18 protein-coding genes are annotated in these 26,257 nt (G+C 61.7%); 2 read left to right on the top strand and 16 right to left on the bottom strand.

Annotated elements, in window-relative coordinates:
- Genes ACXR0M_RS03300 through ACXR0M_RS03265 form a run of 8 tightly spaced genes read right to left on the bottom strand, consistent with a single transcriptional unit; the run spans window position 1 to window position 9,842 of the window.
- Window positions 1-765 carry an SDR family NAD(P)-dependent oxidoreductase gene (locus ACXR0M_RS03300; protein ID WP_458829901.1) on the bottom strand — a complete coding sequence of 255 codons (765 nt, stop codon included), beginning with the start codon at window positions 763-765 and terminating at the stop codon, window positions 1-3.
- A complete protein-coding gene (locus tag ACXR0M_RS03295) occupies window positions 762-1,499 on the bottom strand; it encodes a 3-oxoacyl-ACP reductase family protein (RefSeq protein WP_458829899.1) in 738 nt (245 codons plus the stop codon). The genes ACXR0M_RS03300 and ACXR0M_RS03295 overlap by 4 nt, the downstream gene beginning before the upstream one ends.
- A gap of 9 nt (window positions 1,500-1,508) precedes the next feature.
- Complete coding sequence (locus ACXR0M_RS03290) at window positions 1,509-4,379, bottom strand: aminotransferase class III-fold pyridoxal phosphate-dependent enzyme (protein ID WP_458829897.1); 2,871 nt, start codon at window positions 4,377-4,379, stop codon at window positions 1,509-1,511.
- A 53-nt stretch (window positions 4,380-4,432) separates the two neighbouring features.
- Entirely contained in the window at window positions 4,433-5,641 is a 1,209-nt protein-coding gene (locus tag ACXR0M_RS03285; protein ID WP_458829895.1) for a beta-ketoacyl synthase N-terminal-like domain-containing protein, read from the bottom strand.
- Window positions 5,638-6,933, bottom strand: coding sequence for a beta-ketoacyl-[acyl-carrier-protein] synthase family protein (locus tag ACXR0M_RS03280; RefSeq protein WP_458829893.1), 1,296 nt, complete (start codon window positions 6,931-6,933; stop codon window positions 5,638-5,640). Before ACXR0M_RS03280 ends, ACXR0M_RS03285 begins: the two co-directional genes overlap by 4 nt.
- On the bottom strand, window positions 6,930-7,988 hold the full coding sequence (locus tag ACXR0M_RS03275; RefSeq protein WP_458829891.1) for a beta-ketoacyl synthase: 1,059 nt from the start codon (window positions 7,986-7,988) through the stop codon (window positions 6,930-6,932). The genes ACXR0M_RS03280 and ACXR0M_RS03275 overlap by 4 nt, the downstream gene beginning before the upstream one ends.
- Before the next feature lies 1 nt (window position 7,989).
- Entirely contained in the window at window positions 7,990-9,264 is a 1,275-nt protein-coding gene (locus ACXR0M_RS03270) for a beta-ketoacyl-[acyl-carrier-protein] synthase family protein (protein ID WP_458829889.1), read from the bottom strand.
- Between the two features lie 8 nt (window positions 9,265-9,272).
- Window positions 9,273-9,842 (bottom strand): acyl carrier protein, encoded by a 570-nt coding sequence (locus ACXR0M_RS03265; protein WP_458829887.1) that lies wholly within the window; start codon window positions 9,840-9,842, stop codon window positions 9,273-9,275.
- 511 nt (window positions 9,843-10,353) lie between these two features.
- Here ACXR0M_RS03265 and ACXR0M_RS03260 point away from each other — a divergent pair.
- The gene (locus tag ACXR0M_RS03260; protein WP_458829885.1) at window positions 10,354-10,698 is read left to right on the top strand and encodes a cupin domain-containing protein; all 345 of its coding nucleotides are present in this window, start codon (window positions 10,354-10,356) and stop codon (window positions 10,696-10,698) included.
- 251 nt (window positions 10,699-10,949) lie between these two features.
- Here ACXR0M_RS03260 and mmsB read toward each other — a convergent pair whose 3' ends face one another.
- Both mmsB and ACXR0M_RS03250 read right to left on the bottom strand, forming a co-directional pair.
- Window positions 10,950-11,837: a 3-hydroxyisobutyrate dehydrogenase gene (gene mmsB, locus ACXR0M_RS03255; protein ID WP_458829883.1), complete on the bottom strand. Its 888-nt coding sequence runs from the start codon at window positions 11,835-11,837 to the stop codon at window positions 10,950-10,952.
- Window positions 11,838-11,846: 9 nt separating this feature from the next.
- Window positions 11,847-13,373, bottom strand: a complete 1,527-nt coding sequence (locus tag ACXR0M_RS03250) for a CoA-acylating methylmalonate-semialdehyde dehydrogenase (protein WP_458829881.1) — start codon at window positions 13,371-13,373, stop codon at window positions 11,847-11,849.
- A gap of 150 nt (window positions 13,374-13,523) precedes the next feature.
- Here ACXR0M_RS03250 and ACXR0M_RS03245 point away from each other — a divergent pair, with 150 nt between their 5' ends.
- Window positions 13,524-14,471: a LysR family transcriptional regulator gene (locus ACXR0M_RS03245; RefSeq protein WP_458829879.1), complete on the top strand. Its 948-nt coding sequence runs from the start codon at window positions 13,524-13,526 to the stop codon at window positions 14,469-14,471.
- Here the strand turns inward: ACXR0M_RS03245 and ACXR0M_RS03240 are convergent.
- The 6 genes from ACXR0M_RS03240 to recC form a co-directional block, all read right to left on the bottom strand.
- Window positions 14,468-14,923, bottom strand: coding sequence for an OmpA family protein (locus ACXR0M_RS03240; RefSeq protein WP_458830802.1), 456 nt, complete (start codon window positions 14,921-14,923; stop codon window positions 14,468-14,470). The two genes, ACXR0M_RS03245 and ACXR0M_RS03240, sit on opposite strands and share 4 nt — an antisense overlap.
- A gap of 43 nt (window positions 14,924-14,966) precedes the next feature.
- On the bottom strand, window positions 14,967-16,235 hold the full coding sequence (locus tag ACXR0M_RS03235) for a diguanylate cyclase domain-containing protein (protein WP_458829877.1): 1,269 nt from the start codon (window positions 16,233-16,235) through the stop codon (window positions 14,967-14,969).
- Complete coding sequence (locus ACXR0M_RS03230; RefSeq protein WP_458829875.1) at window positions 16,232-16,807, bottom strand: YfiR family protein; 576 nt, start codon at window positions 16,805-16,807, stop codon at window positions 16,232-16,234. The genes ACXR0M_RS03235 and ACXR0M_RS03230 overlap by 4 nt, the downstream gene beginning before the upstream one ends.
- 119 nt (window positions 16,808-16,926) lie before the next feature.
- Window positions 16,927-19,026: an exodeoxyribonuclease V subunit alpha gene (gene recD / locus ACXR0M_RS03225; RefSeq protein WP_458829873.1), complete on the bottom strand. Its 2,100-nt coding sequence runs from the start codon at window positions 19,024-19,026 to the stop codon at window positions 16,927-16,929.
- Window positions 19,023-22,712, bottom strand: coding sequence for an exodeoxyribonuclease V subunit beta (gene recB / locus ACXR0M_RS03220; RefSeq protein WP_458829871.1), 3,690 nt, complete (start codon window positions 22,710-22,712; stop codon window positions 19,023-19,025). The genes recD and recB overlap by 4 nt, the downstream gene beginning before the upstream one ends.
- A complete protein-coding gene (recC, locus tag ACXR0M_RS03215; RefSeq protein ID WP_458829869.1) occupies window positions 22,709-26,161 on the bottom strand; it encodes an exodeoxyribonuclease V subunit gamma in 3,453 nt (1,150 codons plus the stop codon). Before recC ends, recB begins: the two co-directional genes overlap by 4 nt.
- Window positions 26,162-26,257 lie beyond the last annotated feature (96 nt).

Raw genomic sequence — 26,257 nt, 5'->3', positions numbered from 1 at the left:
CTACATTCCCAACCCGACGCCGCCATCGATCACCAGGCTCTGGGCCGTGACCCCTCCTGCTTCAGGACTGGCCAGATAACGCACCATCGCCGCCACCTCTTCGCTCTGGATGAAGCGGCGCATCGGCAGTTTTTTCTTCGCGTTGCGCACGATCTGTTCCTGGGTCAGCCCGGCTATCGCCGCCTGCGTCGCCAGTTCGCCCTGAAGCATCGGCGTGTCGATCCACGCCGGCAGAATCGCGTTGACCGTGATCTGCCGCGGCGCCAGGTCCAGCGCCAGCGCCTTGGTCATGCCGACGATGCCGTGCTTGGAGGCACAATACGCGGTATTGCGCACCTTGCCGGCCCGCCCGAGGATCGAGGACATGTTGATGATCCGTCCGCGATCCGGCATCAGCGCCAGACACAACGAGGTGACATAGAACGTGCCGTGGAGGTTGACCGAAATCACCTTGTGCCAGTTCTGCAGATCCTCGGGCTCGTTTTCGTTGCAGATGCCAGCGCTGTTGACCAGCACATCGACCTGCCGAACCTGGGTGCTGAGCTGCTTGAAGAACGCCTGCATGGCCGGCAGGTCTGCGATGTTCGCCGCGTGGGTCTCGACCCGTGCCTTGATCCGCTCCTGCTGCTCATCGACCCAGGCCTGCAATTGCGGCAAGTCGAGGTCGAGCAGGATCAGGTGATTGTCGCCATTGGCCGCGAAGTCCTCAGCCACAGCACGCCCGATGCCCTTGGCCGCACCGGTAATCAGAATGGTGCGGCTCATGGCATTTTCAACCCGCCGTTCACCGGCAGGACCTCCCCGGTCAGGTACAGGCCACGGTCAGCGAGGTACAACACCGCTTCGGCGATTTCCTCAGGTTCGGCGTAACGCTTGATCAGCAGCCGCGACTGAATCTGCTCCTCCTGACTGCCGATCAGCGCGGTACTCATCTCGGTCTTGACGATGCCCGGGGCCACCGCATTGACGCGGATGTTGCGCGGTGCCAGTTCGACCGCCAGCGCGCGGGTCATGGCCTCGACCCCGCCCTTGGCAGCGGCATAGTTGCTCTGGCCCTTGCCGGGCTTTTGCGCCGCCACCGAGCTGATGTTGACGATGCAGCCACTGCGCTGGCGCAACATGCCCGGCAGCACCTGCTGACAGCAGAGCAAGGTGCCGATCAGGTTGGTCTGGATCACCTCGACGATGTCACGGGCCGGCATCGTCGCCAGCAAACCGTCACGGGTAATGCCGGCGTTGTTGACCAGCAGGTCGATACGCTGGAAATGCGCCTCGGCCCGGCCGAAGAACGACTGGATGCTGTCGCCGCTGCTGATGTCGCATTGCAGCGCCAGGCAATCCACACCCGACGCCTGCACCTCATCACGCAAGGCCATCGCCGCCACTTCATCGCGCACATAACTGAACGCGAGGTGATAACCCGCCCCCGCCAACGCCAGGACAATTGCCCGGCCGATGCCACGGCTGCCGCCGGTGACTACTGCTACTTTGTTCGGCATGAGCGTTCCTTACAGCGAGTTGGCGGTTTTGAACTGAGCGAGGCTGAAGCCATGGGTCGCGGCCAGCGCACGGATCTGCTGCACCTGCTCGCGGCTGATGTCGCCGAACGAGTAGTGCTGCTTCATCCCGGACAGGCCCATCAACACCGACTCCGCCATGCAGGCATACAACTGCCCTTGTTTGAGGTAGGCGCGCACGTTGGTCGCCAGACCGTCGCCCAGCGGCGTCTGGACAATCCCGCCGTGCATGTACAGCACGTCGGAACGCTGACTCGCGAGGTTCTGGTCGACGTTCAGCGGTACCGCGATGTCGCAGATCACGCTGTTTTCGGCGAAGTGTTCGGCGCCCAGAAACGCCTGCGGCGCATTCGCTGCGCAGAGCACGATGCGCGCCTGTTTCAGCACATCGAGATCATTGCTGACGGTGATGAATGCGTTTGCGCCCAGGCGTTCTTCAACCAGTTTCGCCACGCGCTGACCGAGATCGGCACTGCTGCCATGGCTCTGCAACAGCGCATCGATGCCGTCGATCTGCTGCAGGCGACGGGCGAGACGATCGTGTTCGGCGACACCCTTGAGAATCGCGCGGGCGGCTTCGGCGTAGATCTGCTGCGCGGTTTTCTCCAGGCGGCGCAGCGAGCCGTCGCGGCCACTGCCGATCAGGATCAGATGCGCGACGCTGGTCGACAGCAATGAGGCGTAGGTCGAGGCAATGTTGCCGGCAGCGCCGACCACGGCGGCGGTCTGCTCGCTCAACTCCAGGCCCTGCTGTTTGCAGCCCTGCTCGATGGCTTCCAGGCCCATGCCGATGGTCAGGGCGTTGCCCGAGGTCAGCGCCATGTCCGGAATTTTCAGCGCCTGGCAGTTGTTGGTGACGATCGAGGTGTACATGCCCAGGCCGGCCACGCTGTAGCCATCGGCGCGGGCGTCCTTGATGCGATTGCCGACTTCCTCGCGGATGGTGTCCAGATCGCCGCTGGCGATATAGGCCGCCATCGCATCGGAATCCATGCACAGCGGATACAGGGTGAACTCCACGGCAGTGCCCAGTTTCGAGCGGATCTGCACCGGGCCGATTGGCGCGGCGCGGCGCTCCGGGGCCATGCGCTTGATGAACTCGCGCTTCTGCTCGGCGCTGAGGCTCGACAGCGAAGGATCGACGTCGCTGAGCATGTCTGCGTCAATCAGGTGGTTGATGAACGCCACGCGGGCCACCACGCGCACGTTCTCGTCAGACTTTGGGAGGCTTTCGCTCCCCTTGAAGCTGACCTCGCGCGCCGGCACTTGGGGGATGCTGTCGGCACACACACCGGCGGCCAGCGGGAACGCATCGCGACGGCGCAGCATGTCGCAGACCTTTTGCAGCGACGCGATCAGGCCATCGATTTCCGCAAAGGTGATGCACACCGGTGGCTCCAGACGAATCACATTGGCGTTGCTGCCCGACGGCGCGACGCGCAGCGATTCGAACTGCAACAGGTAGCCGGCGATGATGTAGCCCAGCGCATCGTTGTACTGCGCCGACGCCTGCACCAGCGAACTGCTGCCGGTCAGATCGTGCAGTTCGAAACCCAGCAGCAGACCGCGCCCGCGCACATCGGCGATCACGTCCGGATACGCCGCCTTGAGTTCCAGCAGCGAGGCCTTGAGGTATTCGCCCTTCTTGTTTACGTCCTTGAGCATCGCGCTGTCGTTTTCGAACAGCCGGCGCAGGGCCGCCAGGGCGATATGGCAGGAGGCATCGTCTTCGGCGAAGGTCGAGCTGTGGATGTAGCTGAAATCGTTTTCGTAATGGCTGGCGCGAATCACCGTGGCGGCGATTTTCATCAGGCCGCCGCCCAGCGCTTTCGACAGGCAGTAGTAGTCGCCCTGCAGATTGAAATGGCTGGCGCCGAGCAAGGTGCCGGTGCGGCCGAAACCCGATTGCACTTCGTCGATGACCAACGGGCATTGCTGCTCGTTGCACAGGCGACGCAGGCCCAGGTAGAACTCCTTGGCAAACTCGTTGATCCCGCCTTCGCCCTGGATCGGCTCCAGCAGCACGGCGGTGATGGCGCTGAACGCTTCACGACGCACCTGCAGGGTTTCACCGCTCCATTCCAGGCTCAGCCAATGATGCTGATGACGGGCCGGCAGGTCTTGCAGCTGTTGCGGTTGCTGCGGGTCGATGAACTCGACATTCAGCCCGAACCGGGCAAACGGCTTGCGGTATTGCTTGCCGTAAGTCAGCTGCACGGTGTTCACCAACTTGCCGTGAAAGCTGCCGCGCACGGCGAGGAACACCGGCTCGACATGCAGCAGCGCCAGGTTGTGCTGACGCACGGCTTCGACCAGTTGGCGCACGGTTACGCAGGACAGGTTCGGCGGTAGCAGCCCGGCCGGCAGGTCGAGATCATCGATCTCCAGTTCGACATACGCCTTGTCGCTGGCGACCAGATTGGCCAGCTCGAAATCACGCTCGTCGAACTGCTTCTGCAGGTTTTTCTGACGACGGTATTCGGCGTGCTTGACGGCGACTTCCACCGACTCGGCGCCGCTATTGGAGAAGGTGGAAATGTAGCGCTCGGTGTTGTTCAGCTCGCGGTTGAACGCTTCACTCAGCTCGCGCCCCAGCTGCCCCGCCGCGCCGCGCACCGACATCTGCGCGTTGAACGGCACGTCGGCACGCAACAGGCCGCAGAGCTGATCGACAAATTGCGGATCGTTGTGACCGTACAGCGCGGCACCGTAGCCACCGAGAAAATCGGTCACGGTAACTTCATCACCCTGCTGGTCGCGGTAAAACAGTTTGCTGCCCTGCGCCCGGTGGAACTGGCACTCGAGGCCGAGGGCCTGCATCAGCTCAACGAATTTCGGCCGAACGTAATCGCGGTAATCCATGACAGTCATATCCTTGAGAAAAAAATCAGAAGCGATGGGGTGCTTTCAGGCGGTCAGTCGGCCGCCTGAAAGTCGAGTTGGTAACAGGCGCTGAAGCCGTTGTCGTCGCGGTTGATCACCAGGCAATCGTGCAGCACAGCATCCCGTGGCTCGCCCAGGACAAACGGCAGGTGCGTATCCACCGGCTGCGCCAGTCCGGCGATCGGCGGGATGCTTTGCGCCTGCAAGGTTTGCCGGGCCAGAATTAGATCGACCAGGCTTGGCGCGCCGCTGAGGATCCCGGTCAGTGCGGTGCTGCTGGTGATGTGCGCGGCGCCGGTGCGGGCCAGCGTGCGCGCCAGATCGGCGTCCTTGTGCGGATCGCCGCTGGCGCTGCCGATCAGCAGATCGGTCTGTTGATCCGGCAGGCTCAGCGAGTCCAGCCGCGGGTGGGCGAACAGCGCCGATAGACAAGTCTGCGGTCCTGACGGCAGGTCATCGGCACGCCGCAGCACCAGCGCGGCGGCGCCTTCGCCGGCAATCCCGCCGGTGCCCTGACGATCGAAGGCGCGCATCTGCTGCGAACCATCGCTGCTGATCACCCCCGCTTCAGCCAGGGTGGCCAACGCCAGCGGATCGAGTTCACTGCCGGCGCCGACCACAATCGCCACATCGATGCGCCCGCTCTGCAGCGCGCTGTGCGCCTGACGCAATGCCGCCAGATTGCCGGCCACGCCTTGCATGTAGGCGTTGCACTCACACTCCAGTTTCAGCGCCAGACTGACCACGCCGAGCAACCCGTTGCTCAGGCTTTTGAGCACCAGAAACGGGTCGAGCGCCCGCTCCTGCAGCACCCGCTGGGCGAGGCGACGCATGTCGGCGCCGTTGTCGGTCTGGCACTCATGCAGCAGTTCGCCATAAGACGCCACCGACGGATGGGTGTACCCGCCCTGGCAGCAATAGAGGCCATAACGCAAGCCGTCCTGACCCGGGGTCACCCCGGCTTCTGCCAGTGCCTGCCGCGCCGCACTCACACCCCAGATCACCGCCGGCGGGCAGTAACGCTGCAGGTTTTGCGCAACGTCCTGACGGCTGCGCTGATGCGTGGCGTCATCGATCTGGCCGAACGCGGCGATGCGTTCACTGCGAAACAGCTGCGATTGCAGAGGCGCAATCGCGCTGCGACCTTCACGGGCCGCCGACCAGAAACGCTCGACGCCCCAACCGCTGGGCAACACACAACCACTGCCAACAATGGCTATCCGCACGTTGGCATTGGTCATTGTCCGTGCTCCCGATATTTGCCAAGGGCCAGCGAGGTGTTCAAGCCACCGAAGCCGAAAGAGTTGCTGAGGGCGTAATCCACACGCCGGCTGACCGCCTGACCGGGGCAATAATTCAGGTCGCAGCGCTCATCGGCTTCGTGCAGATTCACCGTCGGCGTGACCAGATCATTCAGGCAGGCCAGCGCCGTGACGATGCACTCCGGTGCGCCGGCGGCGGCAATCAGATGGCCGAATTGCGATTTGTTGGCACTGACCGCCAGCGCCTGACAATGCTTGTGCTGCGCGAACACCTGCTTGATCGCCAGGGTCTCCGCCACATCATTGAGCGGGGTCGAGGTGCCGTGGGCATTGATCAGGTCGATCTGCTGCGGTTGCAGGCCGGCATCGTCGAGCGCCGCTTGCATGGCGAGCGCGGCGCCTCGGCCTTCAGGCTGCGGCGCGGTGACCTTGTAGGCATCCAGACTGCTGCCATAGCCGAGCACTTCGGCATACGGCGTCGCGCCGCGCGCCAAGGCGTGTTCAAGACTTTCCAGGACTACGAAACCACCGCCCTCGCCGGCGATCAGACCGCTGCGATCGCGATCGAACGGGCGGCACAGATCGGCGCCCCAACGCTGCTCGCCGGAAGCGGCACCCAGCAGATACAACGCGGCCATGGTGTCGAGGTTGAGCACCGAGTCGGCGCCACCGGCCACGGCGACACTGACTTCGCCGCGACGGATCATCTGGAACGCATTGCCGATCGCCTGCGAGGCGCCGGCACAGGCGCTGCTGATATTGATCACCGGCCCCTCACAACCGAGGTCATCGGCAATCACCCGCGCCAGCCGATCATTACCCTGACGCAGCGAACCTTCGGCGCTGACCTGCGCAGCACGCGCCATCAGGTGCTGCCAGTCCGGTGCGCCGCCGTCAGGTGCCTGAGTCAGCAGCATGTCGGCGAGCATGTGTTGCGGTGCCCCGGAGGCACACAGCACGGCGGCATCACGCAGTTGCTCAGGCGCCAGACCACTGTCGGCGACGGCCTGAGTGGCCGCCACCCAGCCGAAACGACTGCGCTTTTCCAGCGGCACAGTCCAGGCCGGATGGCCCTGCAACTGCGCGGGCAACAGCGCCATGTCCACCGGCGCCGCGTAGCGCACCGGGAACGCTGCGTCCTGCAGGTCTTCCGGTTGCCACGGGCGCACGCAATGTTCGCCGCCAAGCATCTTTTCCCAGAGGGTCTGCCATTCGAAACCGAAGCCGGTGACCGCGCCCATGCCGGTGATTACAATCCGTGTCGCACTCATGCGTACTTCTCCTGGGTTTCACTGGCCAACAGCAAGGCGCCCCAGTGACCGGCGCGGGCGTGGCTGACGAGCAGCGTGTAACCGGGCAGCGCGTCCACTTCACGAATGTGGTGCAAGCTCAGCGCGACCTCGGTCAGCAAGGCGCTGGCGCCCAGTTCGCCGGTCAGCGCGCGGACGCTGCGCAGGCTGTGCGACGTCGATGCAAACAGGCTGGTCAGTTGCGGGTCGGCGGGATTACCCAGCACTTGCGCGACATCACCCACCTGCAGTTTTTCCTGGCTCAGCGCCTGGTCAATCACGCGTTGGCCGACGGCCAGCGAGCGCTGCGGATCGGCGCTGTAACCGCGGGCAAACCCGGCGATACGCAACACCTGCGCAGCGTCCGGAGCCGCTGTAGAGCTGAGCAACAACGCGGCGGCGCCTTCACCGTAGACCGGCTCGTCGGCCAGCTCAGGTTCACGCAGGTACAGGGCCGGCGTCAGGTTCGGACTGCTGCTGACCACCAGCGCCGCGTCGGCGTGCTGTTCAGCGATTTGCTGACAGGCTTCGATCAGCGCGTCGAGCCCGGCGTTGTCCTGAGAGCAGAAGCCGCCCATCGGTCCGTGGCAGTTCAGCGCTTCGGCCACGTAAGCCATGACGCTGCTGTTGAGCAACGTCAGCGCGTGCAGCGGCGGCGTGTTGGCCAGCAGTTGCGCGAGCTGTTTTTGCGGCTGTTCGAGGATCGCCTGCACCGCATCCCAACACGGGCTGGGGGCGTCGACTTCCGGAATCGCCGCAGTCAAAGCGATGCGTGCGGCGGGTAATTGCAGTGCCGCCAAGGCAGGCGCCAGACGCGCAGCGCAGTGCAGCAGACGCAACCCCTGCGGTTCGACGCTGCGCTGGATCTTGCGATCGAACAGATCGCTGGTCAGGCGCGGCGTTGGCAGTGCGAAGGCCTTACGGGTCGGGTCGAATGCCAACGCAGAAGGCGACGATGGCGTACCGAGCAGGTCGGCACATTCACTGCCGGCGGCGTTCAGCACGGCAGCGGCATTGATGTAGATGGCTCTGTTCATCTCATGCCCTCCCCAGAACCAGCGAGCTGTTGACGCCGCCAAAGCCGAAGGAGTTGGACATCACCACATTGACCGACTGCCGCAAGGGTTCGCTGAGGAATTTCAGCGACGGGTATTCGGCGCGCTCGGGGTCATAATTCAAGGTCGGCAACAGTACGCCGTCGCGCAAGGTCATCAACGACAACACCGCTTCAATCGCGCCGCTGCCCGCCAGCGAATGGCCGATGGCCGACTTGTTGGCGGTGAAGGTCATGAAGTCCTGGCATTCGCCGAACAGCCGTTGCAGGGCCAGGGCCTCGCAACTGTCATTGGCTTGGGTGGAAGTCCCGTGGGTGTTCACATGTTGCACGGCACTGCGCAGCAGTCCGGCATCTTCGATGGCAGCGTCCATGCATTCCTCATACTTGCTGCCATCCCGGCTGCTGGAGGTCATCTTCTGCGCTTCGCAGACATTGGCGTAACCGAGCACGCGTCCCAACGGTTTGGCTTTGCGCCGCTGGGCATGTTCGGCGGATTCGAGAATCACCAGCGCCGCGCCTTCGCTCAGGACAAAGCCACTGCGGTCCGGCATGAACGGGCGACTCTGCTCGTCTGCCGGCAGGTCGGCCTGGCACAACGCGCCCAGGCTGTTGAACATGAAATACGGCAACTCGTTGGCCATCAGCTCGACCGCACCGCAAATCGCCAGATCCACTTCGCCGCGCTCGATCGCCCGGTAAGCGCTGCCGATCGCCATGGTGCCGGCGGCGCAGGCATCGGAGTGGGTCGAAATGCAGTCGCGAATACCGAGCCAGTCCGCCAGGTGTTGCGTCTGTTGATCGACCCGCCGCGAGAAGGCCGTACCCGTCGGCGCCGGATGCTCCAGCAGGCGATCCAGATCGACGCGCCCTTCTGCATCCATGCAACGACTGACCCGCTGTAGATCGTGACTGTCGGCACAGTATTTATTGGCCCCCAGAAACAGGCCGCTGCGGCTGTGGGCAAAGTCGGCCGGCGTCAGCCCGGCGTGGTGCAATGCCTGGCGCGCGACGTATTCGGCCAGCACGCTTTGCCGCGGATGCAGCGCCGCATTGCCGCCGAAACCGGCAGCGATCTGCTGCCACTGCGCCTCGTCGATAAACCCGGCCGCACTGTTGCGAAACCCCAACGCCTGGAACCTTGGATGTTCGCGGACACAGGACTGCTTCCGGCAGATGCGCTCGAACAACGTGGCAGCGTCCAGCGCTATCGGCGCGACCAGGCCGAACCCGCTCACATAGACTTCTCGTGCCCGCATGGGAGCTCCTACACCGTCTCTTTGACGTGAGTGGCGACAAACTGCTCGACCAGTTGACGGGACACTTCGTCACCATCGGCCGGCACCAGGCGTGCGCTGCAGGCACCGCACACCACTTGCTGACGCTCGTTGAGCACCGCTTGCTGGGCGTTGCAGTCCGGGCAGCTCGACGGCAGGTAATTGAACAAGTTGCGGCACTGCTGTGCCCAGTTGAGCACCGTGGTGGCGGCGAACACCTGCGCCGGTTGCATGCCGGCCTTGAGCTGATCCGGCGCATAGGCGCTCAGGCTTTGTTCAAGCAGAGCCTTGCCGTTCTCGGTAATGCGGCCATTGGCGAGAAATTCGCTGGCGTCGCCGCAGACAGCAACGGCGTGATCGAGCACGCTGGTCTTGGGCAGGGTGCAGCCGTATTGGCGGCCCAACTGGAAGCTGAGGTCGACGATATCCAGCGAATCCGCCCCAAGGTCTTCAACGATGCTGCTGTGTTGATCAATGTCATCAGCACCCATCACCAATAATTGCGCGAGGATCGCGCGGGTGCTGGCAACGACTTGTTCCAAGTCCAGTGGATTGTTCATCTTTTATCTCCCTATAAGTCGTGACTGAGTCATATTTTCCGTATGCGAGAAGTAACTTTTCCCACAGCAACTTCTCAGGCGGCGGGAATCTAAACTCTGCCCTTAAGGGGAGAGTCAACGAACTATTTGCGCTTTTCGATTATTTGAGACGAACGTGCACGAGCCCCGTAAACACTGCACTCGATTGGTGCGAACGAATTGTCGCGGAGACATATTTATTTAACAAAGACTGCGTAGGGTGAGGCGCGCGGTGGCGTGTCGCTGATAAATACCCAGAACAACTTGGCAAGGGTTATCCGGGCCAAGTTAATCCAAGTAATTTTGTTATAAGTTCATAACCGTTGTTCCAGATCAGTACAAACCTTTAAATATGTTGCGGTGCTAAACGTTAAACATCTTGGGCAACGGTCGCTGCGTTTATGAGCAAATGAATGTCGAGTCCAGACATCCGGCACAATGCCCGGCGCTATACGGTGCAGCTTCCGTTTGAAGGCCTGCCTGGAGCTCAGCCATGACTGCACCCATCACCGTTTTGCGCGACACCCAACCGCTGCCGGTACTCGATGCCTGCAAATGGGAAAAACTCGAAGGCGACCCGCACACCGTCAACCTCAACGCCTACACCAGCGAAGACGGCAGCAAGATCATGGGCACCTGGATCTGCACCCCGGGCAAGTGGCGGGTCGATTATGTGAAGTGGGAGTACTGCCACTTCCAGGAAGGCTATTGCATCATCACCCCGGACGGCATGGTGCCGATTCACCTGCGCGCCGGCGATATCTTCGTGGTTGAACCGGGGATGAAAGGCACCTGGGAAGTGGTCGAGACCGTGCGTAAATATTTCGTCTTTGCCTGACAAGCAAAAGATCGCAACCTGCGGCAGCTCCTACAGAGGTACACCCTTGTAGGAGCTGCCGCAGGCTGCGATCTTTTTTTGCCACATATAAAAAAGCCGGGCAATCACCTGTGGCGAGGGGATTTATCGAAACGTCGCACCGCCCCGATCGGCTGCGTAGCAGTCGCCGCTTTTGACGTTTATAGGGCCGCTTCGCGCCCCATCGGGGATAAATCCCCTCACCACAAATTGCCGCCTATTGCAGACTGAAGTTACTGCGGCTTGCGATAGCTGTTGATGATCGCCGAAAAATCCTTGCCGCCATCCCCGCGTTGGCTCATCGCCTGATACAACTGCTGCGCCACCGCGCCGAGTACCACCGGTTGGTGCGCCTGCCGCGCCGCTTCGGTGGCCAGGCCCAGATCCTTGAGCATCAGTTCAGCACCGAAACCGCCGGTGTAGCCGCGTGAGGCCGGCGCCGTTTCGACGATGCCCGGCCACGGGTTGTACATTTCCGAACTCCAGCAGCGCCCGGTCGAGCTGTTGATGATCCCGGCCAGCACCGAGGTGTCGATGCCCAGTGCATCGCCCAGCGCCATGGCTTCACTGACACCAACCATCGAGATTGCCAGCAGCAGGTTGTTGCAGATCTTGGCGATCTGCCCGGTGCCGACTTCACCGCAATGCACGATGTTGCGGCCCATCTGCGCCAGCACCGGTTGCAGGATGGCGAACAGTTCTGGCGTCGCGCCGACCATAAAGGTCAGGGTGCCCGCCGTCGCGCCGCCAGTGCCGCCGGAAACCGGTGCATCGGCCATGGCCACGCCTTGTTTGGCCGCTGCCGCCGCGACATCACGCGCAGTCTGTGGATCGATGGTGCTGCAATCCACCGCCGGCACGCCTTTGCCGATGCCCGCCAGCACGCCGTCCTCACCGAGCCAGACGCTGCGCACATGCACCGCCGCCGGGAGCATTGTGATCACCAGTTCGGCGTCTTCGGCCGCTTCACGGGCCGAGGCGCGAATAGTGCCGCCCAGTTGCTCCAGCTCGGCCAGCACGGTTTTGTTCAGGTCCACCAGATTCAGCGAGTGGCCGGCCTTGATCAGGTTGCGCGCCATCGGCGCGCCCATGTTGCCCAGACCGATAAATGCGATTTTCATGGCCATTCCTCAGCGCAGGTTGATGGTGGTGTTCACGCCGTCGTTGACGCTGTCGTCATCGAACCAGCGCGCCGTGACCGTTTTGGTCTGGGTGTAGAACTGCACCACTTGCTTGCCGTACGGGCCGAGGTCGCCGAGTTTTGAACCACGCGAACCGGTGAAGCTGAAGAACGGCACCGGCACCGGAATCGGGATGTTGATGCCGACCTGACCGACGTCGATTTCGCTCTGGAATTTGCGCGCCGCTGCACCGCTCTGGGTGAACAGGCCGGTGCCGTTGCCGAATGGGTTGGCGTTGACCAGTGCGATGGCCTGGTCGAGGGTGTCGACTTCCAGCACCACCAGCACCGGGCCGAATATTTCCTGGGTGTAGATCTGCATGTCGGTCGTCACGCCCGAGAACAGGGTCGGACCGACGAAGTTGCCTTGCTCGTAGCCCGGCACCTTGATGTCGCGGCCATCGAGTTCCAGCTTGGCGCCTTCCTTGATGCCGCTTTCGATCAGATCGAGAATCCGCGCCTTGGCTTCCTTCGAAATAACCGGGCCGACATCGGTGCCCGGCTCGCTGCCGGCATTGACCTTGAGTTTCTGCGCCAGCGCTTTCAGATCCGGCAGCCATTGTTTCGCCGCCCCGACCAGCACCACCACCGAAGTGGCCATGCAGCGTTGCCCGGCCGCACCGAAACCAGCGCCGACCAGCGCATTCAGCGCCTGCTCGCGATTGGCGTCCGGCAGCACCACGGCGTGGTTCTTCGCGCCCATCATCGATTGCACGCGTTTGCCGTGCTTGCCGGCCAGGTCATAGACGTGGGTGCCGACCGCTGTCGAACCGACGAACGACACGGCTTTGATGTCCTTGTGGATGCACAGGCCGTCCACCACTTCTTTGCCGCCATGCACCACGTTAAGCACACCTGCCGGAACGCCAGCCTCGATCGCCAGCTCAACCAGGAGCATGGTTGACAGCGGGTCTTGCTCCGACGGTTTCAAGACGAAGGTGTTGCCGCAGGCGATGGCCATCGGGAACATCCACAGCGGGATCATCGCTGGGAAGTTGAACGGGGTGATGCCGGCGCAGACGCCGATCGGCTGGCGCAGGGTGTAGGTATCGACACCGCCGGCAACGTTTTCGGCGAATTCGCCCATTTGCAGGGTGCCGATGGAGCAGGCGTGCTCGACCACTTCCAGACCACGGAAAATATCGCCCTCGGCGTCGGCAATGGTCTTGCCCTGTTCCGCGCTCAGGACCACGGCGATGCGTTTGGAGTGCTCGCGGATCAGCGCCTGCAACTTGAGCATGATGCGCATGCGTGCGCCGATCGGGGTCAGTTTCCAGGTCTGGAAAGCACGATGGGCGGCAGCGATGGCAGCGTCGACTTCAGCGGCGGTGGCGAATGGCACCTTGGCCAGCACTTGCTGGGTCGCCGGGTTGACGATGTCGTGCCACTCGGTGGTCTGCGATTCGACCCACTCGCCGTCGATCAGCAGCTTGACCTTCTGGACCGTGGTTTCGTTGGGCGTAAGCGATGCGTTCATGCTGGTCTCCGAAACTTGTTTTTATCGTAGGAGCCAAGGCGAAGGGGTTCGCCTTGAGATGAGGCGTGTGTCACGAATTGGTTGTCGGACTGTTTTTGGAGTATAGATGTGCAAACTTCTAATAAGAACGCACATATAAGCCCGTCCATCATGCAAAAAAACATCACCTCACTCGGTTCGCTGAACTGGGACGACCTCAAGTTTTTCCTCGAAGTCGCCCGCACCCGCAAGGCCAGCACCGCAGCCAAACGACTCGCCGTCGACTACACCACGGTGTCGCGGCGCATCAGTTCACTGGAGGCGGCATTGGGGACGCTGCTGTTCGAGAAGTCGCGCACCAGCGGCTTCGTCCTGACCAGCGAAGGCCAGCGCCTGCTGGGTTATGCCGAGTCGATCGAAAGCACGCTGCACATGGCCTGCGAGCAAGTCTCGGGGTCTGGCGTAGCCCTCTCCGGCCATGTACGCATGGGCTGCACCGAAGGCTTCGGCAGTTTTTTCATCACCCCGCAACTGAGCCATTTCGTCGACGCCTACCCGGCCATCTCGGTGGACATCCTGCCGCTGCCGCATTTCATCAGCCTGTCGAAACGCGAAGCCGATATCGTCATCGCCCTTGAGCGTCCGGAACACGGTCCGTACGTGTGCTGCAAACTCTGCGACTACCGCCTGCAGCTGTACGCGACCCAGGACTATCTGGACCAACACCCAGCGATCCGCCGCCCGGCAGATTTGAGCAAGCATCAATTCATCAGTTATGTGGATGACCTGGCGTTCAGTTCGGAGCTGCTGTACCTGGCAAACGTGCTGCCCGGCGCCAACGCCCATCTGCGCAGCACCAGCGTGATCGCGCAATTCGTCGCGGCGCAGCAAGGGCGTTCACTGGCGATTCTGCCGTGCTTCCTCGCCGCGCAGGATCCGCGTCTGCTGCCGGTGCTGCCGAAGGAAATCGACATCACCCGGCAGTTCTGGATGTACTGCCGGGAGGATCTCAGGAAGTTGAAGCGGATCACCCTGTTGTGGGATTACATCAGGGAAGTGACCGAGCGTAATCAGGGGCTTTTGATGGGGCAGACGCGGGAGATGCGCTTCGCCGATTAATCGGCGCTGACCACAATCGACACCCGACGATTTTCGGTGCGTCCAGCAGGGGTGCTGTTGGACGCCACCGGCTCGCTGCTGCCCAAGCCACGCAGCTGAATGTTTTCTTCTTTCATGCCGACGGTGGTCAGGACCTTAGCCACACTCTTGGCCCGGCGCAATGACAGTTGCTGGTTGTACGCCTCTTTGCCCGAGCCGTCGGTGTGACCGTCGACCCGCACCCGCTCGATGCCGATCCTCACCAGCGCCTTGCCGATCCGTTCAACGATTTCCGTGCTCTGGCTGTTCAGGCTTTCGATATCGCTGCCAAACAGCACTTTGCCGGACAGGCCAAATTCCCAGCCTTCGTCGGTCGCCTCGAAGCCCTGCTGTTTGAGTACGGCAATCTGCGCCGGGGTCAGGCCTTTTGGCGGAGCGGTCTGGCAACCGGTCAACGCCAGGACGGCGATCATCAGCAAGGCAGAAAACAATCGAGCGGGAAATGTGAACACGGAATCAGCTCCTGGTTTGAAGATTGACGACCGGGCTCTCCGACCCGGCAGTGAATTGCGCGCCACGCGACAGGCGCTTGGCCTGATACATCGCGGCGTCGGCGGCATCGAGCAAGGCACCCGGGGTGACGCCATGATCGGGGAAAACCGCAATGCCGATACTGAGCGACGTCACCACGCGGGTGTCGCCCGGCAGCGCGATGGGCATGTCCATGCTGGCGAGAATCTTGTCGGCAATGCGCTCGGCGTCGTCGACTTTGTGCAGTGGCGTAAGCAGCACGGCGAACTCATCGCCGCCGAGACGCGCCACCAGATCTTCCTCGCGCAGTTGCGCCCGCACCCGTTCGGCGACCGCCACCAGCACTGCATCGCCAGCGGCGTGACCGAAGTTGTCATTGATGCCTTTGAAGCGATCGCTGTCGAGAAACAGCACCGCCACTCGCTCGTTGAGCTTGCCGGCATTACGCAAGGCACGAATCAGGCGGCCCTCGAAAAAGGCCCGGTTCGGCAAACCGGTCAGGCTGTCGTGGCTGGCCTGATGGGCGAGGCTTTCGTTCTCGTTTTGCAAATGGTTTTGCCAGGACTCGAGTTCGTCGAGCAAGGCGTTGAAGTCGCTGCCGAGGCTATCCAGTTCGGCAATCCGCGCCGGCGGCACCCGTCGATCCAGTGCGCGTTCACTGCGGGCGGCGTGGGCCACTGCGGCAAGACTGCGAAGCGGGCCGGTAATCCCACGCAACTGGCGGCGCGCCAGATACAGCGCGACCCACGCACTGACCGCGGTACAGAGGATGATTCCCGCCAGACCACTGAGCAAAAAGCGCATCAGGCTGCCGCCGTGGCCGACCAGCAGAACGTGGCCGACTTCGCGGTCCTGATGCACGATCGGCAAGCTGACCGGCTTTTCCAGAATGCTGCGCGCGATCTGCATTTCCAGCTCGGAGAACAACCCGTTCTCCGGTCGCTGCCAACGCGCCAGCAACTGGCCCTGGGCGTCGAGCACCTGAGCGTCCGCCACTTCTTCGGTGGACGCGATCAAGGCCAGCGTTTCGGTAGCGACGGCTTTGTCGTTGAACACCACCGCCGCTTCCACGGTGTAGCTGATCGAGCGCGCAATCAGCTGCAGGTTGTGATCGGCGTAGACCCGCAGCGCGAGAACCCCGAGCAGGGTCAGTGACACGCTGGCCATTGCCACGGCCACCAGCGCGACAATCAAATGTCCGCGGCCGATGACCGAGCCCAGTGTCGGGCGGTTTCTGGAGCGAAACAGGTTCATGGCGCCGCCTGTTTGCGGCGCGACAACTGCAGCACACTCGGATGGATACGCACCCCGCTGCGGGCGACGGAATCGAGATTGACCTCGAAGGAGACTTGCTCATCGCCGACCCGCAGGCAGAACAGGCTGCCAACGGTGCATTGATCGCCCCCTTCGCTGATGCTCAGCACCGGATGACCGATCAAGGATGCGAACAGTCGGCTGCGCTCATCCGCCGTGAGCTTGCCGATGTACACCGCATCGCAGTCGCTGACGATCGCCGGGTTGTCCGCCAGCAACCGACGGACGGCGACGGGCCGACCAGTGGCTTGCGTGGTGCCCTTGACCAGATCATCGGTGTATTCGGTAGGGCCAACAATGCACAGTCGCAGTTGTGCAGGTTCCACTGGCCAGCGGGCGTAACTGAGAATACCAAGGACAACTTGCGTCACCGCTTTGGCCCGCTGCTCGGCCAGGCCAGGCGATATTGAGGATTGGGCGACAGCCACACCCGCCAGCAACCAGAGCAGTCCGACCAGCAACGCCTGCTTGCAGCCAACTACGCGCTCTGTCGCCCAGACAGCCACCTTCATGCAGGGATTCTCTTCGATCGTAGCCAAATGATGCCGCAACGATAGCACAGCGCAATAAGGCTCGCGAAACTGCAGCCCCTGACCGGTTGGTCAGTAATGGGCGTTAATCGCCCGTCTTCTCACCCTTGAACCAAGCTCCCCTCCTCCAGTTCCAGCATCAGTCCGCTCAAGCGCTTGACCTTGCGTTGCACCGCCTCTTCAAACACGCCGGCTCGAGGTTCAATCAAGGTGAACCAGTGCTTGGCCCGGGTAATACCGGTATAGATCAATTCCTTGGTCAACACCGGATTCAGCGCATCCGGCAGGATCAGTGCGGTATGGGCAAACTCCGAGCCCTGGGACTTGTGCACGGTCATCGCGTACACCGTTTCCACATCGTTGAGTCGGCTCGGCAGCACAAAACGCACACCGCCTTGACCATCGTTACGCGGAAAGGCGACGCGCAGCACCGGTTTCCCAGCGTCGGGCCCTTCGCGTTCGGGCAAGCTGAGGGCGATGCCTATATCGCCGTTCATGAGACCCAGACCGTAATCATTGCGGGTCATCAGTACCGGCCGGCCTTCATACCATTGCTGGTTATGTTCGATCAGGCGCGCCTTGAGCAAGGCTTCGGTGATCCGCAGGTTAAGCCCTTCAACGCCCCACGGCCCCTTGCGCACGGCACACAGCAACTGGAAGGTGTCGAACGCCTGCAGCACCTCCCGCGCCCAGTTGACCCAGTCCGGATGCTCCAGCGGTCTGCCAGCCGGCGGGCGCTGTTGACGCAGTACGGTCAGATAGTGGCGATAACCTTGCGGCCCGTCGCCATGGCCTTCGAGGAACAGGCGCTCGAGCTTGTGGTCATGTTCACCCTTGAGCGGCAGCGAGAACACGTCGTCGTAATGACCAGCCGTCAGCAACTGGCGCGCCTCTTCCGGCAACTGTTGATTGACCCGACGCGCAAGCTGGCCGATGCCGCTGCCTTCACCGAAACGGCGGGAATGACGCAACATCACCAGTTGCTGGGCCAGCGGATGCGAACCATCGTGGTCCTCGTGCAGGCCACTGTCCTGCAACGACTCTCCGCTCACCGACTCCAGCCACTGGCGGGTCTGCGGGTTGTACCAGCCAGCCTCGGCATCGCGGCACAGATCGCCCAGCACCGCTCCGGCTTCCACTGACGCGAGCTGATCCTTGTCGCCGAGCAACACCAGACGCGCATGCGCCGGCAATGCGTCGAGTAGATTGGCCATCATCTCCAGGTCGATCATCGAGGCCTCATCGACTACCAGCACGTCCAGCGGCAAGCGGTTGCCGGCATGGTGGCGGAAGTGCCGGGTGCCGGGACGGCTACCGAGCAGACGATGCACGGTGGTCACATCGCAAGGGATTTTCTCGCGCACGGCCTCGGCGACTTTCAGCGACTGCACTTGCTGGCTGATGGACTCGGTCAAGCGCGCCGCTGCCTTGCCCGTCGGTGCCGCCAGACGAATGCGCAACGGCTGACCGGCCTCCACCGCCGGGGCCTGCAGCAGCGCGAGCAGGCGCACCACCGTGGTGGTCTTGCCGGTGCCCGGGCCACCCGTGATGATGCTGAAGGCACCGCGAGTGGCAAGAGCGCAGGCGAGTTTCTGCCAGTCGATCGCGGCATCCGGCCGGGCCGGGCCAAACAACTCGTCGAGGCGTTGGGGCAAGTCATCGGGTGGGATTTCAGCCTGATCCAGACGTGCTCGCAAAGCCGAATCGATACGCCGCTCATACGCCCAGTAGCGGCGTAGATACAAGCGTTTGCCGGACAACACCAACGGACGCTGTTGCGCCGCGGCGCTGGCATCCGCTGCCAGCGCGACCAGCGCACTGCTTGCCAACGCCTTGCACCAATGGGCACCGTCCAGGGTTTCCAGCAACTGCGACGGCAGCAGCAACGCACCGCCCAACACATCGCCTTCGGGTGGCAGAGACAGGGCGAAATCCGGGGCCTTGAGGGTTTCGTACAGGTCCAGACAGACATGCCCGTGACCCAGTTGATGACTGGTCAGTGCCGCAGCGAGCAGCACCAGCGGATCGGACTCGGGCGCGAGCTCATGCAGAAAGCTGACAAACGCCTTGTCCAGCGCGCGCAGCCAGTTGCGTTCGACCCAATGACCGAGCAACAGCAGCAGATCGGCGGCACTCGTCAGCGGCGAAAGGCTCGACGGGTTGTCGATCACTGCTGACAGATCGGCAAAAGTACGGTTCATAGCAGCACTCCCTGTTCCCAGGCAGGTTCGGCCTTGGGTTCCGGCTTGCCTTGAAACAGGCGATCCAGTCGTTCGATCAGCTCACGCGGCGGACGCGCGAAATATACACCGCGACTATCAGCGCGGGTCCCGCGCAGGAACACATACAACGCACCACCGACATGCCGATCGTAATCGTAGTCAGGCAGGCGCGCCTTCAACTGTCGATGCAACGCCAACAGGTACAGCACGTATTGCAGGTCGTAACGGTTGTCGAGGATCGAACGTTCCATGGCCTGCTCGGTATAGGCCGCATCATCGACGCCTAGCCAGTTGGATTTGTAGTCAGCCACGTAATAACGACCCTCGTGCTCGAAGGTCAGGTCGATGAAGCCTTTGAACATGCCGTTGAGTTGCACCGGCTCGGCGGCCACTCGCGCCACGCCATTGTGGGTGTACTGGCGCACCCATTCATCGAGTTTGAGCACGTCGACTTTGTGACTGGCGAACCAGAACTCCATCTCGACGCGGTACTGCTTCAGTTGCTCAAGTACCACCGGAGGTCGTCCGGCACCTGTCGGCAATGGAGACTTGAGCAGGTGATGCAGCCAGTCACTCAAGGTGCTGATCCAGCCCTCCCAGCCACGCAGGTTACAGCGCCGACCAATCGCATCCTTGAGCGTCTCAAAGGGAACCGCAAAACCTTCGTCTCCCGCCCATTCCAGCAAACCATGGAGAAAGGTCCCAGGGTTAGGCCCACGGGGGAATCGATGGATATCGGCACCACCGACGGCGACCTCTCGCGGCGCGTCCGGGTCGAGACGTTCATCATCAAACAGTTTCTGCGCTTGCGGACTGTCCGGCGCCTCATCGCTAGCGACACTCAACACGTCACTGATGCGCAAGGCGCTGTAGGAGGCAATCCACCAGTTCTCACTGGCTTTGCGCTTGGGCACCAAGGTCGCACTGAGCACCGCTTCATTGCGCTCGGGGCGATAAAGTTCGTGAGTGGCTTGCGGCATTTCACCAATGCAAATGGCCGAGCAGTCCTGCTGCAGATCCAGCAGCCAACGGCTCAGATCGGTCGATTCAGTCAGTCTTTCACCGCCACCCAGCAGATAACCGAGCGCCGAAAGATGGAGCACCGAGCCGTTGTTACTACCGCGTTTGAGATCGGTGACACCCAGCCAGCAGGCATGTTGCGCGCGAGTCAGGGCGACGTAGAGCAGACGCAGATCTTCGGCCAGACGCTCGTCGTCGGCGAGGGCGATCAACTCGGGTGTCGGCTTCAACGTCACCTGAGCCTTGCCGTTTGCATCGTGGTAATGCAGCGGCAGGCGGCTGCCGTCCACCGGTTTTGCAGAGCAGATGAAAGGCAGGAACACCAGCGGATACTCGAGCCCTTTCGACTTGTGAATGGTCACCACCTTGACCAACTGCTCGTCACTTTCCAGACGTAGTATCTGTTCTTCACCGGCCTGCCCGGACAACGCCAGCAACTCGGCCAGATGGCGAATCAGCGCTTGTTCGCCATCAAGCTCCGCTGCAGCCTGTTGCATCAATTCTGACAGATGCAACAGATTGGTCAGCACCCGCTCGCCATCACTGCGGGCGATCAGGGTCTGCGGTAAATGGAAGTCGTGCAGCAAACGCCGCAACATCGGCAGCACACCTTGTTTGCGCCACAGCTCACGATAACCGCGGAACTGCATGACCCGCGCTTCCCAGACCAACTCATCCTGATTCAGCCGCTCCAGCTCGGTCAACGGTAGATTGAGCGTGATGCAGGCCAGTGCCGCCTTCAGCGAACGATCGACATCCGGCTCGGCACAGGCCTTGAGCCAGGACAGCAGATCGTGCGCTTCCTGGGCGGCGAACACCGAATCCTTGTCCGACAGATAAACGCTGCGCACCCCACGGGCGGCGAGCTCTGTGCGTACGGTTTGAGCCTCTTTGCCGTCGCGCACCAGAATGGCGATATCGGAAGGCCGCAAGCCTCTGAAGTCTTTTCCGTCCTCGACGAATCCCACTGCAGCGGTTTGCCCGCCATTGAGCAGCGCAGTGATTTCGCTGGCGCAGGCCGCCGCCAACTGCTGGCGATAGACTGCGCCTGACAGCGGCTGATCCGTCGACAGCTGCCAGATATTGAGTGCCGCGACATCCTGGCCGGCGATCTGCAGCCGCTCTTTGCGTCCCTGCGAATCAACCGGCTGGAACGGCACCGGGTTATCGCCGTTCTGTTCCCGAAACAAAAACGCGCCGCGTCCCTGTTCACGGGACTCGGCGCGTTCGAATACATGGTTTACCGCGTTGACCATGCCGTGGCTGGAGCGGAAGTTGGTGCCCAATGTATGCAGGCGGCCGGTGGTGGCCTGACGTGCACGCAGGTAGGTGTAGATATCGGCGCCACGGAACGCATAGATCGCCTGTTTGGGGTCGCCAATCAGAAACAGGCCGGTGTCCGGACTGTTGTCTTCAATGCGATAGATGCTCTCGAAGATCCGGTATTGCACCGGGTCGGTGTCCTGAAACTCGTCGATCAACGCCACCGGGAACTGCTCGCGGATCACTGCCGCCAGGCGCTCGCCTGTGTCGGATTGCAACGCCGCATCGAGGCGCAACAACATGTCGTCGAAACCCATTTCCGCGCGACGGCGCTTCTCTTCTTCGAAACGCGCGCCTACCCATCTGGCCGCGTGCTGCAATACAGCGGCGTCGGGAGTTGGCAATGCGTCGAGGCTCGACTTGAGCCCCAGCATGGCGTCCAGACCTGGATGATTCGGCGCTTGCCCTTTCCAGGCTTCGGCCATCCCGTCAGGGGTCAATCGGGTGAAACCGGTGCCGATATCCAGTTGCGCAATGGCCTCGTCTTCGGCCCAGGCCTTGAGCTTTTCGAACCAAGGCTCGAAGTAGCGTGCCTGCATCTTGCGACCGTCGACAGCTTTACTCGCAACGCCTTCATGACAGATCAGCAGCAGTTCATCGGCCCACTGACGCCATGGCATTTTCAGTTCGAGCAACGCGGCGCGTCGTTCCTGCAGGCACTCGTCGATCAACTCGGCGGGCACCTTGCCTTCTTCGCTGTCGCGTTCACTGCCAAACAGACCGCGCACCCGTGGCAACAAGGCGGCAGGCCCGCCCCAGTTATTCCTCACCCAGTTCAGTGCATCGCCCTGCATCGGATAACAGAACAATCGCCAGTAATCACGCAGCACTTCGCCGAGCAGATCGCTGTGATCGGTCTCCAGGGATTGGGTAAACAGGCTGCCACTGTCGAACGCATGCTCGCGCAGCATGCGCTGACACCAACTGTGGATCGTGGATACTGCCGCTTCGTCCATCCACTGCGCGGCGATGTCCAGTCGATTCGCGCAGCCGGGCCATTGTGTCGGATTAAACTGCTCGCGCAATTCGGCAATCAATCCATCCGGGGCCGGGGTTTCCTCGCGAAAAAAACGCGCGGCCTCAGCCAATCGCGTACGAATTCGTTCACGCAGCTCTTTGGTGGCGGCATCGGTAAAGGTCACCACGAGAATCTGCGGAGGCAACAGCTCACGGCCGAAGCCTCTCGATTCGCCGCCGTGTCCGAGGATCAGCCGCAGATATAGCGCAGAAATGGTAAAGGTCTTGCCGGTACCGGCACTGGCCTCGATCAGCTGACTGCCGTGCAGCGGGAACGCCAGGGCCAGAGGAGTTTTGGTACTCATGCGTGCGCGCCCTCATTGGTCCATGAACGCCAGGGCGCTTCGTACAGAGGGCGATACAACGCGTCGCACCAACCGGAGAATGTTTCGTCCGCCATCAAGGCGTCAAAGTCAGCGAACTGACGAGACAGCGCAGGGCTTTCACGGCGTTCGCCTTCGCTGTTCTGGCCGTCGCCTTCGTAGGCCTTTCTGGCCGCAGCCTCAGCCTTGAGCGGGTCAGTCTGAGTGAGCCAGGCGAAGGCTGTCTTGACTGCAATCGGCAATGGCTGACGCATGCCAGCCTGCCAGGCGAGCAGCAGATCACCGAGGAAACGCACGGCTCTATCTTGCTCCATCGGCTCCAGCAACAGCGTATCGTCACTGGCCACCAACGCCGTGGTCAGCGTGAGACCGCTGGCACAAGCCACAAGATGGTTGACCCAGGGTTTGGTCAATCGATGCCATTTCCGGCTTTTGATCGAGCCGATACTGTTGGGAATGGTCGTGGCCGACAGCACTCCGCCGTCGGCGCGCTGGTGCAACCCGGCGAGCCAGCCTTCCACCCGCACGCCCTGCAAATCAAGATTGATCGGAATCGCACTGGTCACCGGTGTCGGCCACAACGCCAGTAGCTGTTGATAACGGTGCAGCAGGCCTGGCAAAGGCTCGATCAGCTCTCTCTGCAGGCACTCACCGAAACCGGCCATGGGCAACAAGCCGCTGTTTTGCAAGCGCCGGGCCTGATCCTCAAGTGCCCGATCAACATTGTCCGGCTGCCTGAGCGCGGCTTCGAGCAGACTGTCGCTCAGCGTGTAGCGCTGCAACGCGTCCAGTACGAAAGGTTCTTCGTCCGCCAGGGGCGCCTCGGCTGCCTCGAAATAAACCTTGAGCCGCTGAGTGAAAAAGTGCCGGACCGGATTCCGCAGGAAGTCCTGCAGCAAGGCCAGGCTCAATGGCTCTTCCTGGACATGAGGTGTCAGTAATTCTGCTTCGTGTTGCGGCACATGGCTTTGGTGCAAAACCTGCCATTCACGGGCGTAGCTGAAGAGCTGATCGCCTTCATGGAAGTAGCGTGAGCTGAACGGTTGCAGCGGATGCTCCTCGGTCATGGCGCTCAACAAATCCTGCTGCTCATCGACCAGCCGCCAGCCGCTGGCGAGGTGGTCGCGCAACTGGCCGATCAGTACCGATGCAGGTCGCTCACTGTTGTCGCGAATGCTGCGCCCGACCCAACTGATGTACAGCTGCTCGCGTGCAGACAGCAGCGCTTCAAGCAACAGATAGCGATCATCCTCTCGGCGCGAGCGGTCTCCTGGTCGGTAATCGCTACCCATGAGGTCGAAGTCCAGGGGCGGTTGCGCTCGCGGGTAATCGCCATCATTCATTCCCAGCAGACACACAAGCTTGAACGGGATCGCGCGCATGGGCATCAGCGTGCAGAAATTTACCGCGCCGGCGAGAAAGCGCTGAGACAGACGGCCCTGATCCAGTCCTGCGAGCCAGGCTTCGCGAACCACCGTCAACGGCAACTCATCGAGCAATCCTACGGACTCGCAAGTCTGTAGCCAGGTCTCGCGCAGCTCTTCAAGTTGCGTCAGCAGGTAATCGTCATGCTCGTTACTGGCCTTGAAAAACAATTGCATCAGGACCTGCAAACGCTGGCCCCATATCTTGGGCTGAGCAGCCTGAGTGAGCTCATGATGGGCCAGTTCGAGTGCGTCGAGCAAAGCCACCAATGGCCCGATCAACGCTGCGTCGAGACCGCCGATCTCATCGTAAGGCTCGATACCTGCGCAGGCGTTGGAACTGCCGACGGCGTATCCCAACAACATCCGCCGCAGACCGAAATGCCAGCTGTTCTGCTCAAGTTCTTCAGGTAAGCCCAGGCCGGCACGTTGCTCGGCATTCATTCCCCAACGCACGCCCGCTCCTTCAATCCAGCGATGCAGGGTTGGCAGATCACGCTCTTGCACGCCAAACCGGGCGCGCAGAGCAGGAACATCAAGCAGGTCGAGAATTTCACTGACCGGGAAACGACTGTCCGGCAGTTTGAGCAGGTGCTCGACGGCAATCAGCAACGGGTCCCGGCCGCGCTGGCCCTGGTCGGCCAAGGTGAATGGAATGAAACGTGGATCATGCCGATCCAGTTGCCCAAATACCGCGCGGATATGCGGTGCATAGCTGTCGATGTCCGGCACCATCACGATCACATCGCGTGGACGCAGATGTGGATTGGCGCTGAAACGCGCGAGTAACTGATCGTGGAGAATTTCCACTTCGCGCTGAGCGCTATGGGCGATGTGAAAGCGGATGGAGTTGTCGTGTTCAAGATCGATGGCGGGCCAGTGCTCACGGGTTTCGCTGAGCGGTCGCAACTCGAGGATATCGTCCTGAAGTTGATTGAGCAGGTTCTGCGGCTGGTTATCGCTGAACAGGTCGATGCGCCCATCGCGAAAGGCAGCTCGATAGCTGTTGGGATCGTCATAGCTGTCGAGCAGGTTGATGTAATCGCGACCTTGCTTGCCCCACGCGGCAAGCAGCGGGTGAGCATGTTGATGCAATGCCTCGGGGTCGAGTACGACAGGCATTCCAGTCTTGCGGCTCTGGCGCTTGTATTGATGTCGCAGCAAGTCCTTGTCGGCAACGATATCGGTCCAGTGATGCCGGCAAGGGTTGTGTACACACAGCAACACCTGGCTGAAACGCGCGAGTCCGGCCAACGCTTCCAGCACTTGGGCCGGCAGCGAAGATATGCCGAATACGATTACTCGCGAGGGTAGTCCAGCAGGCGCCTCCTCAAGAGAATTGATGCGCTCGATAAAACGCTGGTGAACACCGGCCCGACTTTGGGCCATGCCTTGCTCACCGACGTCTTCCAGCAGCGCACGCCACAGTTCAGCCTGCCAGCAACTGACAGGAGGCAGTGGCTTGACCTCACCTCTGACATTACGTAATTGGTGTCGGCCTTCGGCCCAATCCTCAAGCCAATCGGCCCGATATACCTGGTATTGGTCAAAGAGATCTGCAAGGCGTTCGGACAACTGGTAGCGCTTGCGCAAATCGGTGTCATGGATAAGGAAGCGTTGCAGCGGCTCGAAATGCGGACGATCGATAACCTGCGGTAACAGGCGCATCAGTCGCCAGGTCAAGGGAGCCTTGTCGAGCAGGGATGTTGCCGGGATCTCGTCTCGCCCCAGCACCATACGGTAGAGCTGCCACATGAAACTGCCGGGGAGCTGGACATCAATGGCAGCGGCTATTCCGCAGCCTCCGAGGTCATCCTCTGCAGGATCTTCCGCCAAGGCCAGTTTGAGCCATTGGGCGATACCGTTGCTCTGCACCAGAGCGATTTCATTTTCCAGGGGCGCCAAAGGGTAACGTCGCATGATGCCGACCACCAGGCTGCGCAGCTCGTCCAGGCTATTGCTCTGAACCACCATGAATGCAGCGTTGAGGGACGAGGCGTCCGGCATAAAAGCTTCCTTGGAAAATTACAAAAGCCAAGGCAGAACCTTAGCACTGTCAGCAAGTTGTGACAGCCGGAAGGGGTCGTTGCATGCCGTAGGAAT

It is taken from the genome of Pseudomonas sp. Eth.TT006 (assembly GCF_054456575.1).
This window is presented reverse-complemented; position numbering and strand designations above follow the sequence as displayed.

What these genes read in the sequence shown, in the direction of transcription:
- ACXR0M_RS03300 (WP_458829901.1), bottom strand. Translation starts at nt 765, where the DNA reads ATGAGCCGCACCATTCTGATTACCGGTGCGGCCAAGGGCATCGGGCGT.
- ACXR0M_RS03295 (WP_458829899.1), bottom strand. Translation starts at nt 1,499, where the DNA reads ATGCCGAACAAAGTAGCAGTAGTCACCGGCGGCAGCCGTGGCATCGGC.
- ACXR0M_RS03290 (WP_458829897.1), bottom strand. Translation starts at nt 4,379, where the DNA reads ATGGATTACCGCGATTACGTTCGGCCGAAATTCGTTGAGCTGATGCAG.
- ACXR0M_RS03285 (WP_458829895.1), bottom strand. Translation starts at nt 5,641, where the DNA reads ATGACCAATGCCAACGTGCGGATAGCCATTGTTGGCAGTGGTTGTGTG.
- ACXR0M_RS03280 (WP_458829893.1), bottom strand. Translation starts at nt 6,933, where the DNA reads ATGAGTGCGACACGGATTGTAATCACCGGCATGGGCGCGGTCACCGGC.
- ACXR0M_RS03275 (WP_458829891.1), bottom strand. Translation starts at nt 7,988, where the DNA reads ATGAACAGAGCCATCTACATCAATGCCGCTGCCGTGCTGAACGCCGCC.
- ACXR0M_RS03270 (WP_458829889.1), bottom strand. Translation starts at nt 9,264, where the DNA reads ATGCGGGCACGAGAAGTCTATGTGAGCGGGTTCGGCCTGGTCGCGCCG.
- ACXR0M_RS03265 (WP_458829887.1), bottom strand. Translation starts at nt 9,842, where the DNA reads ATGAACAATCCACTGGACTTGGAACAAGTCGTTGCCAGCACCCGCGCG.
- ACXR0M_RS03260 (WP_458829885.1), top strand. Translation starts at nt 10,354, where the DNA reads ATGACTGCACCCATCACCGTTTTGCGCGACACCCAACCGCTGCCGGTA.
- mmsB (WP_458829883.1), bottom strand. Translation starts at nt 11,837, where the DNA reads ATGAAAATCGCATTTATCGGTCTGGGCAACATGGGCGCGCCGATGGCG.
- ACXR0M_RS03250 (WP_458829881.1), bottom strand. Translation starts at nt 13,373, where the DNA reads ATGAACGCATCGCTTACGCCCAACGAAACCACGGTCCAGAAGGTCAAG.
- ACXR0M_RS03245 (WP_458829879.1), top strand. Translation starts at nt 13,524, where the DNA reads ATGCAAAAAAACATCACCTCACTCGGTTCGCTGAACTGGGACGACCTC.
- ACXR0M_RS03240 (WP_458830802.1), bottom strand. Translation starts at nt 14,923, where the DNA reads ATGATCGCCGTCCTGGCGTTGACCGGTTGCCAGACCGCTCCGCCAAAA.
- ACXR0M_RS03235 (WP_458829877.1), bottom strand. Translation starts at nt 16,235, where the DNA reads ATGAACCTGTTTCGCTCCAGAAACCGCCCGACACTGGGCTCGGTCATC.
- ACXR0M_RS03230 (WP_458829875.1), bottom strand. Translation starts at nt 16,807, where the DNA reads ATGAAGGTGGCTGTCTGGGCGACAGAGCGCGTAGTTGGCTGCAAGCAG.
- recD (WP_458829873.1), bottom strand. Translation starts at nt 19,026, where the DNA reads ATGAACCGTACTTTTGCCGATCTGTCAGCAGTGATCGACAACCCGTCG.
- recB (WP_458829871.1), bottom strand. Translation starts at nt 22,712, where the DNA reads ATGAGTACCAAAACTCCTCTGGCCCTGGCGTTCCCGCTGCACGGCAGT.
- recC (WP_458829869.1), bottom strand. Translation starts at nt 26,161, where the DNA reads ATGCCGGACGCCTCGTCCCTCAACGCTGCATTCATGGTGGTTCAGAGC.